Raw genomic sequence first — 12707 nt, 5'->3', positions numbered from 1 at the left:
CAACCGAATCGGCCCAGTCCGGTCACCCAGCGTGATCTTCGGCGGTCGTCAGCGGGCCGGATACTCGTGCACGACCACCGCGGCGGCGCCCACCCCCGGGTGCCGCTGCAGGACCGCCTCGATCTCGCCCAGCTCCATCCGCACCCCGGCGATCTTGACCTGCCGGTCGACGCGTCCCAGGTACTGCAGGGTGGGCCGGTCCTCGCCGCCCGCGCCCGCCGGCAGCAGCTTCACCGCGTCGCCCGTCCGGTAGAGGCGGCCGGTCGGGGACGCCCTGTCGAACGGGTCGCGGTAGAACGCCTCGCGGGTGCGCTCCTCGTTGCCGAGGTAGCCGCGGCCGACGACGACCCCGCCGACGAACAGCTCGCCCGTCTCGTCGATGTCGCAGGCCGACCAGGTGCCGTCGTCCTCCTCGCGGAGCACGTAGAGGCGGGTGTTGACGATCGGCGTGCCGATCGGGAGGCGGAGAAGGTCCAGGTCACCGGCGGTCACGGTGTGGTGGGTGACGTCGTCGGAGCACTCGGTCGGGCCGTAGGCGTTGAGGAGGCGGGCGTGCGGCATCGCGTCCAGCCAGCGGCGGGACAGCTCGGCCGGGAGCTCCTCGCCGGTCGCGATCATCCAGCGCAGGGCGGTCAGCGAGCCGGGGGCCAGGTCGTCCAGCAGGTGCCTGACCATGGTCGGGACGAGCTCGACGATCGTGATGCCCTGGTCGTCCACGGCGCGGGCGAACGCCTCCGGGTCGTGCGCGACGTCGTCGCCGACCACGTCGATGCGGCCGCCGAGCAGCAGCGGGCACAGCATCTGCCAGATGGAGATGTCGAAGCCGAGCGGGGCGGTGAACGCGACGACGTCCGCGCCGGTCAGCTCCAGGTCGATGATCTTCGCCCAGAGGTGGTTGAGCATGCCCTGGTGCTCGACGACAGCGCCCTTGGGACGGCCCGTCGAGCCCGACGTGAACAGGACGTACCGGGGCCGATCAAGGGCGTCGAGGCGGGGTTCGCCGGGCCACGGCTCAAGCTCGGCGGTCGCCTTGACGACCCGGCAGCCGGCCTCCTTCGCGCCTTCGAGCAGGGCGGGCGCGGTCTGCCCGGCATCCACCGTGACCAGCACGGACGCGCCCGCCTGGTCGAGGACGTCGCGGACGCGCCCGGCCGGCCAGGTCTCGTCCGCCGGCACGTACAGGGCGCCGACCAGCTCGATCGCGAGGAACGCCGCGATGACCGTGGCGCAGCGCTCGCCGCCGACGCCGACGACCGTGCCCGGCTCGACGCCCTCCGCCTCCAGCAGCGCGGCGATGCGGCGGGCCTCGGCGGCCAGCTCGGCGTAGGACAGCGTGCGGTACCGGTCGGTGACCGCCGGGCGGTCGCGCTCGGCGGCGAACCGCTCCACCCGGGTGATGACGGGGTCGGCGAGGTCGACGTCCCGCTCGCGGAGCATCCCGTGCCGGACGGCCAGCTCACCGGCCCGCTCCGCCTGCGCCGCGGGCACGTCCAGGGCGGGCAGCCCGGCCAGGGGGAGCAGCCGGTCCACGGCGGGTCCGCGAGCACTCATCATTACTCTCCGTGATGTAGAACCACTCCGCTGTAACGGCAATACAAGCGGAGGGCATAGCTTATGTCCGGTGTTCGCCAGAAGCACCTCGCATTCCACCCTACCGATGGGTAAGTAGGGGGTTGCGATGGGAAGATGCCCGCAGGTACGGTGATGCTCCGCATGGCTCTGGCGTGAAGCCCGCGGCGTACTCGGGGGAAGATGAGGGAATTGTTTCTTCATTTGAGGGTGGACGCGTGCCGATAATCACCTCGCCGCAGGAATTCAACGTCGACGACCTTTACGTCGATCTGCGGCATGTCATCGACCGGCCGATCTACCTCAAATGCGAGGGCTTCAATTTCGCCGGCTCGGTGAAGCTGAAGGCGGCCGCCGCGATGGTGGAGGCGGCCGAGCGGGACGGCGCGCTCACCCCCGATTCGGTGATCGTCGAGTCGTCGTCCGGCAACCTCGGGATCGCGCTCAGCCTGATCGCCGCGAGCCGCGGCCTGAAGTTCGTGTGCGTCACCGACCCGCGCTGCAACCCCGCGTCGATGCGGGTCATGCGGGCGCTCGGCGCGGAGGTCCGCGTAGTGTCCGACAAGGACGCCAACGGCGGCTACCTCGGCGGCCGCATCAGCCACGTCCGGAACCTGTGCGAGTCCGACGGGCGGTACGTGTGGCTGAACCAGTACGCCAACCGCAACAACTGGATGGCCCACTACCGTGGGACCGCTCCAGCGATCGACCGCGAGTTCCCCGACCTGGAGGTTCTCTTCGTCGGCGCCGGGACGACCGGGACCCTGATGGGCTGCGCACGCTACTTCCGCGAGCGGAAGCGCCCCGTCACGATCGTGGCGGTCGACGCCGTCGGCTCGGTCACGTTCGGCGGCATCCCGGAGCGCCGGATGGTGCCGGGCCTCGGCACGAGCAGCCGGCCCGCGCTGGTGGACGAGTCGTTCATCGACGACGTCGTGCACGTCCCCGAGCCCGACACGATCCGGACCGTCCACGCGCTCGCGTCCCGCGGGTTCCTGTTCGGCGGATCCACCGGCACCGTCGTGTCCGGCGCGTCCCGCTGGCTGGACGAGAAGTACCCCGGCGAGGACCCGGTCGCCGTCGCCATCGCCCCCGACCTCGGCGAGCGCTACCTGGACTCGATCTACGAGGACGGCTGGGTGCGCGAGCACTTCGGCGACGTGCTCTCCGACGCCGCCGGTATCCTCGGCGACTGATCATCGAGAAAACACGGAGTTTCCCACCATGACGCAGGTTCCAGCATTCGCCGTGATCTCCGGCGCCCAGGTCCACGAGGCGGTCGGCGGGCGCGAGGCGGAGGTCACCCGGATGGTCGAGGCGGCCTACCGGCTGCACGGCGAGGGGCTGACCGTCAACCCGGACTCCTACTTCCTGCGCTTCCCGGACCGCCCGTCCGACCGGATCATCGCGCTGCCCGCCTCGGTCAAGGGCGACGTCGGCGTGCACGGCATCAAGTGGATCTCCAGCTTCCCGGGCAACGTCGCGAACGGCATCCCGCGCGCCTCGGCCGTGCTGATCCTGAACGACGCCGAGACCGGCTACCCGTTCGCGTGCCTGGAGAGCTCGATCATCTCCGCGGCCCGCACCGCCGCGTCCGCCGCCCTGGCCGCCGCCACCCTCGCCGACGCCCGCGGCGACCGCCCCCGCCGCGTCGGCTTCATCGGTGTCGGCCTCATCGCCCGCTACATCCACACCTACCTGGCGGGCAACGGCTTCACGTTCGACGAACTGGGCATCCACGACCTCTCCGCGTCGCACGCGGAGGGCTTCAAGGAGTACCTGGAGCGGACGGAGAAGGGCGAGGTCACGATCCACGACTCGGCGGAGTCGCTGATCCGCTCGTCCGACCTCGTGGTCTTCGCGACCGTCGCCGGCGAGCCGCACGTGCACGACCCGGCCTGGTTCGAGCACAACCCGCTCGTGCTGCACGTGTCGCTGCGGGACCTCTCCCCCGAGATCATCCTGGCGTCCTACAACGTGGTGGACGACGTAGAGCACTGCATGAAGGCCAACACGTCCCCGCACCTGGCCGAGCAGAAGGTCGGCAACCGAGACTTCGTGGCCGGCACCCTGTACGACGTCCTGACGGGCGCGACGACGCCCCCGGCCGACAAGCCGGTGGTCTTCTCCCCGTTCGGCCTGGGCGTCCTGGACCTGGCGGTGGCGAAGTACGTCTACGACCAGGTCACAGCATCGGGCGCCCTGCACACCGTCCCCGACTTCTTCCACGAACTGAAGCGCTACGGCTGACGCTCTGTCGCCACGAGCGACCCGAGCAGGGCCAGGGCCTCGCTGCTGCTCGACCCCGGCTCCGCATGGTAGACGACGAGTTCCTGCCCGGGACTCGACCGGACGTCGAACGTCTGCATGGTCAGCGTCAGGGCGCCGACCTCGTGATGCCGGAACCGCTTGCTTTCGAGCGCCTTCCCGCGCGCGTCGTGCCGGGCCCACAGCTCGACGAACTCGGGGCTGCCCTCCAGCAGTTCGGTGAGGACCCGGCGTATCCGCGGATCGTCGGGCGCCTCGCCGTGCCCGAGCCGGAACCCGGCCACGCTGTTGCGCGCGACCTCGTGCCAGTCCCGGCAGAAGGTGCGCGCGACCGGGTCGGTGAAGACGACGTGCATCAGGTTTCGCGAGTGCGCCCAGTCATGGAAGAGCGCATCGGCGATGGCGTTGGACGCGAGCACGTCGTAGGCGCGGTTGTAGACGATGGCCGGGTTGCCGGGCCACGCGTCCATCAACTGGAGCAGGCTCGGGTCGACGCGCCCGGTCACCGCGACCTGCGCCCGCGGACTGAGCCCGGCGAGCCGGAACAGGTGCCGCCGGCCGTCCTCCGCCAGCCGCAGCGCGACCGCGAGGGCGTCGATGACCTGCGCTGACGGCGTCCGCTCCCGCCCCTGTTCGAGCCGCACGTAGTAGTCGACGCTGACCCCGGCGAGCATCGCGACCTCCTCCCGCCGCAGCCCGGGAACCCGGCGAAAACCCACGTTGGGGAGACCCACCTCGTCCGGCGTGACCTCGGCCCGCCGAGCGCTGAGATAGGCGCCGAGCTCAGAACGCGTCATCCCGCCATGCTAGGTCGCGGGTTGTCCACGTTCCTGGGTGCGCTACTCCCAGGAACGTCGCGGCCTGCCTCTTTCCGGGCGGTTTCGCCACCGTCGGAGTCATGTCACTCTCACACACCTGGGACCTCACCGACCGCGTCGCCGTCGTGACCGGCGCCGCACGCGGCATCGGCCGCGCCACCGCGCTCCTCCTGCGCGACCGCGGCGCCCGCCTGGTAGTCACCGACCGCTCCCCCACCGTGAAGGACCTGGCCTCCACCGACGTCGCGCCCCTGGTCGGCGACGTCGCCGACGAGGACCTCGCCCGCTCCACCATGCAACTCGCCCTCGACCGCTTCGGACGGCTCGACATCCTCGTCAACAACGCGGGCCGCACCCTCAACAAGCCGATCACCGAGACGACCGTCGACGACTTCGAGGGCATCCTGCGCGTCAACGCGCGCGGCAACTTCGTCCAGGCCCGCGAGGCATTCCGCGTCATGGAGGCCGGCGGAGGCGGCGCGATCGTCTCGATCGCCTCCGTCTCCTCGGTCGTCGCCTTCGAGACGCAGACCGCCTACGCCGCGTCCAAGGGGGCTCTGGCCCAGATGACCCGCGTGCTGGCCATCGAGGGCGGGCCCAAGGGGATCCGCTCCAACGCCGTCCTACCGGGCGTGATCGACACCGACATCATGGAAGGCGTCGTGGAGAACGGCCGCGAGATGCTCGCCTCGTTCGGCCCGGCCCATCCCATCGGCCGCATCGGCCGCCCGGAGGAGGTCGCCGAAACCGTCGCCTTCCTGGTCTCGGACGCGTCCAGCTTCATCACCGGCGCCCTCCTCCCCGTGGACGGCGGCTGGACCGCCCAGTGATCAGAGCCCGATGTTGGCCTTCGATCCCATGTACGAGCCCGCGCCGGGCCACCCGGCGCGGGCCAGTTCCACGAACCGCTCGGCAAACCCAAGGCCCGGGAGGTCATCGAGCTGGACGAACTTCACTGCGCGGATCGTCCTGGTGTCCCTACCCGCGACCGCGCCGACCGTCCCGCCGAGGCGCCGGGTCTCGAGGGTGACGTGAAGGACGTGCGCACCTCCGTCCGGCAGGTGGTCGCAGACGTAGAGCAGCCGTCCGACCTCGACGTCCAGCCCTGTCTCCTCACGCATCTCCCGGACCAGCGCATCGCCCAGGGGCTCGCCCTCCTCGACCTTCCCACCGGGCAACGACCACGACCGTCCGGTATCGGTGTCCTGATCGAGCACCAGAATGCACCCGTCCTCGACAAGGAACCCTGTGACCCGAACCAGCATCCCCGCAACCTACCGAAGCCGGACGATCCTGGGACGGCCGAACGCGGTGTTGTCGATGACCACCTGCGCCAGTCCGACCGGATCGACCTCGGCCATGTAGAGGCGCTCGGCAGGCACGTACCGGTCGCGGTGCAAAGCCTCCGCCTCAGCGCCTTCCATGGCCTCGTCCCGGGCAATGCCCCGCCGGCCGGCCAGTTCCGGGTCGACGTCCAGCCAGATCCGCAGGTCCCAGTGCTCATTGATCTCCGGGCGGAACGCGAAGACCCCGTCAACGATGAGCACCGCGTCGGATGGTGCCTGAACGGTGACCGCTGAGTGGTCGCGCTGCGTCAACGGATCGATGCTGCACAGTGCGCACCGTCCCGAACCGTGCGGCGCGGACGGTTCCAGGAGCAGCGCCTTGGCGGCCGCATAGTCGAAGGCATTGCGGTAGTAGCCCTCCCCGGAGAAGTCGTCCAGGCTCGCCCTGAGCACCGGCCGCCCGGCGGCGCTGATCCGCTCGGCCAGTTCGTGTCCAAAGCTCGTCTTCCCGGCAGCGGTCAGCCCGTCGATCGCCACCCGCAGACGAACGCCGCCCCGGGAGGCGACACGCGCCGCGACCCGCTCGGTGATCGCGCTTCGCCGAGCCGAGACCGGCGGCAGTAGGGGCTGCCGCCATGTCGAAACCGAATGATGCACCGGCGCCCGCTCGACTCCCACGCGCCGACGCTACTCGCCGGTGAGGGGCGTAAGCGGAGGCTCGGGGCGCCCTTCCTCATCCAGAACGATCATGTCCGGAAAGTCTAGGTCCGCCTAGGACGGCGTCAGGCGGCCTGCACTGCTGGTTTGAGGGCGTAGTCGCACCACTGCCGGAAGGTGGTGGGGGTGTCGGTCGCGTGCTGGGGCGTGCGGACGATCGCGTCGTCCAGGCCGTTCTCCTTGGCGGTCATCATGTCGAGCATGCTCTGGACCATGGCGCCGGACATGCCGCGGCCGGTGAGCTGCTCTTCGAGGGCCCGGCCGGGGACCTGCTCGTACTGGACGGAGGTTCCGAGCACCTCTGAAATGACGGCGGCCATGTCGTTGTAGGACAGGTTCTCGGGGCCCAGCAGCGGGACCCCTTCCCGGCCGGTCCAGGTGGTGTCGAGCAGCAGGCGGGCGGCGACGGCGGCGATGTCCCGCGTGGCGACGACGCGCAGTTCGCGGTCGGGAGAGATCACGTCGAAGAACCGGCCCTGCTCCTTGATCGTCCGGACCTGGCGCAGCACGTTGTCCATGAAGCCGGACGCGGCCAGCGCACGGAAGGCGACACCGGTGCCGGCGATCAAGTCGTCCATGGCCAGCGATCCGGTCACGTGCCCGGCCTTGCCCGCGTAGGGCGTGTCGCGGCCGAGGGCGCTGACGTCCACGACCCGCTTGACTCCGTGGCTGCGCATCGCCTCCGCCGCGGGCCTGGTGAAGCCTGCGAAGGCTTCGTCCACACTGGCGGCGCGGGGGTCGGGCGGCAGCAGCCAGAACACGGCGTCGGCACTGTCGAAGGCCCGGGCGACGACCTGCGCATCGCCGTGCGACCCTTGGACGACCTCGACCCGTTCGCGGACGCCGGCGGGCAGCTTGGCCGGATCGCGCGCGATGACGCGGACCGGCCGGTCGGCGGCGAGAACGGTGTCGAGGACCTGGTGCCCGATGTTTCCGGTGGGAGTGGTTATGACGATCATGACGCCCCTCCAGCGGCAGGCCAACAAGTAAACTCTACCGTACCGTTTATTTTTGAGGACGCAACCCGATGAGCCCAGAAGGCGCGACCCGGAGTCGGCAGCGGCGCGGTGCGGAGCTGCGCCGCCACATCCTGTTCGTGGCCAAGGACGTCTTCCTGGAGACCGGCTACGAACGGGCGTCGATGGACACCGTCGCGGCGCGCGCCGGAACGTCCAAGCGGTCGCTTTACGCGCACTTCGAGAGCAAGGACAAGCTGTTCCTCGCCGTCCTGGACCTCATCCGCGAGCTGTACCTGGTCAAACTCAAGACCCCGGACGCCTACGCCGGCGACCCGGCCGAGGCGGTGACCCTCTTCTGCGGACGCTTCCTGCAACTGATGACGTGGGAGGCCCAGGTCCGCACCTGCCGCCTGTGCATCGCCGAAGCCGAACGCCTGCCCGGCAGCTCAAGCGCCTACTTCGACGCCATCTTCGCCACCACCCAGGACATCCTGACCGCCTACCTGGCCGAGCACTACACCCTGGACGCCGCGCCCCTCGCGGAGGACCTGCTGTCCCGCACCGTCCTCCCCCGCCTGTTCCGCACACTCCTCAACGTCGAGGACGCACTCAAGGACGACCCCGACGAGCAGTCACTCCCCACCGCCGTGGACCTCCCCACCATCCGCCAACTAGTCTCCGCAACCCTCCCCACCTGACCACGGAAGGAACGACTGTCGCGCCGGCGAACCGAGCACCGCGAGGGACAACCTTGCGCCGACTCCCGCCGCGTGCCACGCACCACTGCCAGCCCACGATCTTGATACCGAGCCGGCGTCGTCATGTCCGGCGCCGAGGCAGCCGACCGCGTTACGGACCTCGGCCAGCCGGGTGTTCATAGTGGTTCCAGCGCCACGCCATGTCGCGGCGGGTGCGGCTTCTGACCCGTCAAGTTGCCCATGGCATTCGCACCATAGAGCCGACTCCTTCTCCCCGTCCTGGGTTTACCGGGATGTCACATCTGGCCACTCTTCCGAACTTCCCGCCCAGCCCGACGAAGCGTGTCACCCTTGCTGCTCTGTGACATCAAGGGGGATTTCATGCACCCAGCGACGGCGCTTACCGACCCTGAAGCCCTGTTCCGGCTGCTGCAACGACTCGAACCCAAGATGTCTGTGTTGCCGAATCTTTCCGGTCCTGGGATCACGGGCGGACTCGTCCTACCTTCCTCCAGCGATCCCGGCACGTCTGACATCATGATCGTCGCGGACGGCACGCCGACTGCACGCGCCGCAGCTGAGAAGCGATGGTGGAGCGAGCACCGCCTCGCAATCGAGCAGAGCGTGGAGGATAGGCGGGTTTCAAGGATCACCGTCATATTTCCGGGAGCATGGCCATCGCGGGTTTACCGTACGGGCACGGGCAGGGTCAAAGCCCGTCTCATATCCGCTGTCTACCACCTCTGGGTGGACAGGCTGAGATTGCACAACGCAGCCGGCGAAATCGATGACGAGGCTCGCGCCGCACTACTCCGAGGGCTGATCACACCGGTCGGCCCTGAGGACGAGAAAAGATACACCCCACCTTCACTCTATGCTGTTGAAAGCAGCGACCAAGAGGCCGACGAGGCCGGACGGGCGCTACTGGACGACAGCCCCGATCCACATCCGGGACTGACCGTCCTTTTCGGTCCGGGAGGTATCGGCAAGTCCTTCTTCTTGCGCCGGGTCTCCTCCCGTATGGCCAAACAGTCCGAGTTCGAACCGAGCGTGGGCATCCCCGCCTACGCGGAACTCCCACTGCTACTGCACACGGACGCATTGGAAACCTGGCTGTCTGCCCAGGGAATCCACCTTCCACTGGCGGACATCAGGGTGCTCATCGAAGAGGGCATAATCGTTCCCGTCCTGGACGCCCTCGACGAACTCGTACGCGGACAGGCTCGCGAGGGCAGCCGGATGTTCCTCAACCGCTTGGGCCAGAGTTTCGGCCCCCGTGCCCGCGGAGTGCTCAGTTCACGCGACTACTACCTCAACCTCGACCCGCTGGTACGCGATGAACTCGGTGACCGTGCCTCCTACCTGACGGTCGGCTACTTCAATCGACAGGGACGGCGCCGTTACATCCAAGTACGCACCGGGCTCAGTTCTGACCATGCCGCACGTTGGGCCCACCAGCTCGAGACCCAGGCAAAAGAGGCGCTTGTCGGCGCGGGCGACGAAGAGATCGCCTCCCTGGTAGGCCACCCTCTCTTCCTCGACGCCTTCTGCCAGATGATCGAGGCAATCCCCGATGCCAAGCGAGCCAACGAAGCCGCCACCTTCCAACTGCGCTCACCCAATATATTCGGCGAAATTCTAGAACGAGTCCTGACGCGCGAGCACACCGAGAAATTCTTGCCGAGCTGGCGAGGCAACGGGTACGAGTCCCAACTCGCTGACCGCTGGAAGGATCCATTCACTCCCGCACTACAGCAACTAATCCTGCGTCGTATCGTGCTGATGGTCGCCCAGCGGGGCGGAACGGACGCACTCAAGCACAGCGCCGAGGATCAACGTTATGCGCGTCTCCGACATGGCTTGTTCAGCTTCTCCGAAACTGAAGAGCCGCTCACACTCCAGCAGATCATCATCGAGGAGTTGGGTGAGCCGGAAGCTGAGCCACACGTGCCGGAGTCAGAGCGGGAGGCGGTGTGCGCCCACGCGGTCGACGTGGTGGTGGAGGCGATCCGCAGCCATACCCTGGCCGACACTCAGCCCGACCAGCCCAAGGGACTGGTGTTCGCAACCCGGCACCGCGCCTACTTCGACTACTTCCTTGCCCAAGCCGTACTGGACGAGCTGATTTCGTCTCTCGTACCGAACCACCAACTGGACGAGAATTTCGTGCTCTGGTGCATCGAACACAATATCGTGGAGCACAGTGAGCAGAAGGAGGCACCTCCCTTCGCCAGCTGCCTGGACTTCGTCCTTTGGCATCGCGAGGAACTTGCCGACGCGGTCGAGGAGACCGCCAGGTACTTGGGCCCGGAACCTGCTGAGGCGGACTTTTCCGAAGAACTCGCCTCATACATCTGTTCGCTAGCGTTGGCGCTACTCCTACGCTACGGACAGCAGCGCGGTGGTACGCAGTTGGTGGGCTTCGACGCTGCTTCCGACCGCCAGTGCACGATCAGTGTGAACGCCGACATCGTGCCGACCATCAAGAATCTCCGGATCGATTCTTGCCTGTTCCCGGACCTGACCGTCGACAACGTCGACATCGTGGACGTGGACGTGGTCGACTCCGAGTTGCGTTCCCTTCGGTTGGACGGTGCACTCAAATGGGAGCGAGTTTCGCTCTCGGCACAGATAGACGAACTGGTACTAGGGGGCCGCGCCGAACTGGAGAACTGCATCCTCGACGTACACGGCGCAGGCGCTGACAACCCTCAACTCGACCTAGGGCGGGACACGAAGGTCACGATGCGGGGGTGCAGTCTCAGCCCGGTGTTGTACGAACGGCTGCACGACCTTTCACGGGATCACGGGACTTGGCTGCAACTTTCAGATTGCAAGCCGATCGAGGTAGGCACAGTCGAAAGGTACTCGCCCGGCAGAAAGTTCGTGAACCGGTTCGTCAACCTCAGCAAGAAGCACGGCCATCCCGAGTACGGCGTCTTCCGCGAGAAGCTCAAGGGACGCTCCCTGGCGACGTCAATGTCACTGGCCGCAGCCCTGGAGGTACTTGCCCGCAACCGGGTCATCGAGAGCGCCAACGCCACCATGGTAAAGATGACCAAGGACGCCGAGCCCTACCGGTATAGCGGCAAGGCGGCCCCCGGTCAGCGGTCCTATGATGAAGTAGCCGAATTCTGGGATCCGATCGTGACGGAACTCGACGACGTCTTTAGACGCTAAGTACTCCTCGCGTACGGCCGCTCTTTCCGTGCAGCTTTCACACCTCCGCGATATGGGCGCCGGATTCACGCCCCGATGGAAAGGCACGGGCGTTTTGTGTGAGTGCGCCGAGGGCGGACCTGGAGAGCAGACGCCCGCCCGAACTGCCTCGGGCGTGGTCGTGGGGTTGCGTGCTGGGAGTCGGGCCCTGATCTCCCAGCTCTGCGCGGCATTGGGCGTGCCGTCCGGGAGATGGATGTTCTCGGCGCGTTCCGGGGCGGGGCGGGATCTCCGTACCCGGTCCGCCCCTCGTGGGTGTGGAGGGCGGCCCGCAGGTCACAAAGCAGATCCGGGAGCATCGCGCCGACGCTACTCGCCGGTGAGGCCGTCGACGGATTCGCGGAGGAGGTCAGCGTGGCCGTTGTGCCGCGCGTACTCCTCGATCATGTGGCAGAGGATCCAGCGCAGGCTCGGCACCCCGCCGTCGGCCCAACTCCACTGGGCCAACCTCTCCAGCCCTCCATCGTCCAGCGCCTCTGTGACCAGGGCCCTCGAACGGGCCGCGGCGTCCTGCCAGATCGTCCGCAACTGGTCGGGTGAGTCGTCGGAGGCCGAATGCCATGGCCACTCGGGGTCGGTCTGCCAGTCGACCGCGTCCCATGGAGGCTGCAGGTCGTTGCCGTGCAGTCGCAGCGAGAACCAGCACTCCTCGATCCAGGCGAGGTGCTTGAGCAGCCCGCCCAGCGTCATCGAGGAGGCGCCGACCGTCGCCGCCAGCCGGGCCGCGTCCAGTCCCGCGCACTTCCACGCCAGGGTCGCGCGCTGGTACTCCAGGAACCCGACGAGCGTGGCGGTTTCACCGGCCGTAAGCGGAGGCTCTGGGCGCCCTTCCTCATCCAGAACGATCATGTCCGGCAAGTCTAGGCCCGCATGAGGACGGTGTCAGGCGGCCTACATCGCGTGCTGGGCGTGCTCTAGACCACGGGGACCCCCGGCGGTGCGTGGCCGCCGAGCGGGCGAAGGCGCGCCCACGACCTGGTCGGCGGCTTCCCGCGCCCATGAGGGGAAGGCGTTGGTGTTGCGCGCTCTACGCAGGGGGTATCGGGCCTGACTCTCACAGGTCTAGTGCCCCGGTGGTGGGAGTTTGTTGAGGATGTCTCTGGCCTCGGCGGGGATGGTTGGTTCGGCGGTGATGTGGTGTTCGCCGATGGCGATCTCGACCGAGTGCAACGG

Annotated in this window: 11 protein-coding genes; 5 read left to right on the top strand and 6 right to left on the bottom strand. The window is 68.0% G+C overall.

The features are described from left to right. Positions 1–48: 48 nt before the first annotated feature. Positions 49–1551 (bottom strand): amino acid adenylation domain-containing protein, encoded by a 1503-nt coding sequence (locus HUX53_RS34760; protein WP_176407520.1) that lies wholly within the window; start codon positions 1549–1551, stop codon positions 49–51. A 236-nt stretch (positions 1552–1787) separates the two neighbouring features. Here HUX53_RS34760 and sbnA point away from each other — a divergent pair, with 236 nt between their 5' ends. Both sbnA and sbnB read left to right on the top strand, forming a co-directional pair. Then, positions 1788–2765, top strand: coding sequence for a 2,3-diaminopropionate biosynthesis protein SbnA (gene sbnA, locus HUX53_RS34755; RefSeq protein WP_176407519.1), 978 nt, complete (start codon positions 1788–1790; stop codon positions 2763–2765). A 28-nt stretch (positions 2766–2793) separates the two neighbouring features. Then, positions 2794–3819 carry a 2,3-diaminopropionate biosynthesis protein SbnB gene (sbnB, locus tag HUX53_RS34750; protein ID WP_176407518.1) on the top strand — a complete coding sequence of 342 codons (1026 nt, stop codon included), beginning with the start codon at positions 2794–2796 and terminating at the stop codon, positions 3817–3819. Here sbnB and HUX53_RS34745 read toward each other — a convergent pair. Next, positions 3810–4634 carry a helix-turn-helix transcriptional regulator gene (locus HUX53_RS34745; RefSeq protein ID WP_176407517.1) on the bottom strand — a complete coding sequence of 275 codons (825 nt, stop codon included), beginning with the start codon at positions 4632–4634 and terminating at the stop codon, positions 3810–3812. The genes sbnB and HUX53_RS34745 overlap by 10 nt on opposite strands. 101 nt (positions 4635–4735) lie before the next feature. On the opposite strand from HUX53_RS34745, the gene HUX53_RS34740 reads away from it, so the two are divergent. Then, complete coding sequence (locus HUX53_RS34740; RefSeq protein WP_176407516.1) at positions 4736–5485, top strand: SDR family NAD(P)-dependent oxidoreductase; 750 nt, start codon at positions 4736–4738, stop codon at positions 5483–5485. On the opposite strand, the gene HUX53_RS34735 is transcribed toward HUX53_RS34740, so the two are convergent. The 3 genes from HUX53_RS34735 to HUX53_RS34725 all read right to left on the bottom strand — a co-directional run bounded on the left by HUX53_RS34735 (position 5486) and on the right by HUX53_RS34725 (position 7617). Next, positions 5486–5920: an NUDIX domain-containing protein gene (locus HUX53_RS34735; protein WP_176407515.1), complete on the bottom strand. Its 435-nt coding sequence runs from the start codon at positions 5918–5920 to the stop codon at positions 5486–5488. 9 nt (positions 5921–5929) lie between these two features. After that, positions 5930–6619, bottom strand: coding sequence for a uridine kinase (locus tag HUX53_RS34730; RefSeq protein ID WP_176407514.1), 690 nt, complete (start codon positions 6617–6619; stop codon positions 5930–5932). 104 nt (positions 6620–6723) lie between these two features. Continuing rightward, positions 6724–7617, bottom strand: a complete 894-nt coding sequence (locus HUX53_RS34725; RefSeq protein WP_176407513.1) for an NAD(P)H-binding protein — start codon at positions 7615–7617, stop codon at positions 6724–6726. Positions 7618–7685: 68 nt separating this feature from the next. On the opposite strand from HUX53_RS34725, the gene HUX53_RS34720 reads away from it, so the two are divergent. Further along, on the top strand, positions 7686–8315 hold the full coding sequence (locus HUX53_RS34720) for a TetR/AcrR family transcriptional regulator (protein WP_176407512.1): 630 nt from the start codon (positions 7686–7688) through the stop codon (positions 8313–8315). Between the two features lie 351 nt (positions 8316–8666). Continuing rightward, positions 8667–11495, top strand: a complete 2829-nt coding sequence (locus HUX53_RS34715) for a hypothetical protein (RefSeq protein WP_176407511.1) — start codon at positions 8667–8669, stop codon at positions 11493–11495. A 348-nt stretch (positions 11496–11843) separates the two neighbouring features. On the opposite strand, the gene HUX53_RS34710 is transcribed toward HUX53_RS34715, so the two are convergent. After that, on the bottom strand, positions 11844–12383 hold the full coding sequence (locus HUX53_RS34710) for a DinB family protein (RefSeq protein ID WP_176407510.1): 540 nt from the start codon (positions 12381–12383) through the stop codon (positions 11844–11846). Between the last annotated feature and the right edge of the window lie 324 nt (positions 12384–12707).

The organism is Actinomadura sp. BRA 177, assembly GCF_013372625.1.
Taxonomy (GTDB): Bacteria; Actinomycetota; Actinomycetes; order Streptosporangiales; family Streptosporangiaceae; genus Spirillospora.
This window is presented reverse-complemented; position numbering and strand designations above follow the sequence as displayed.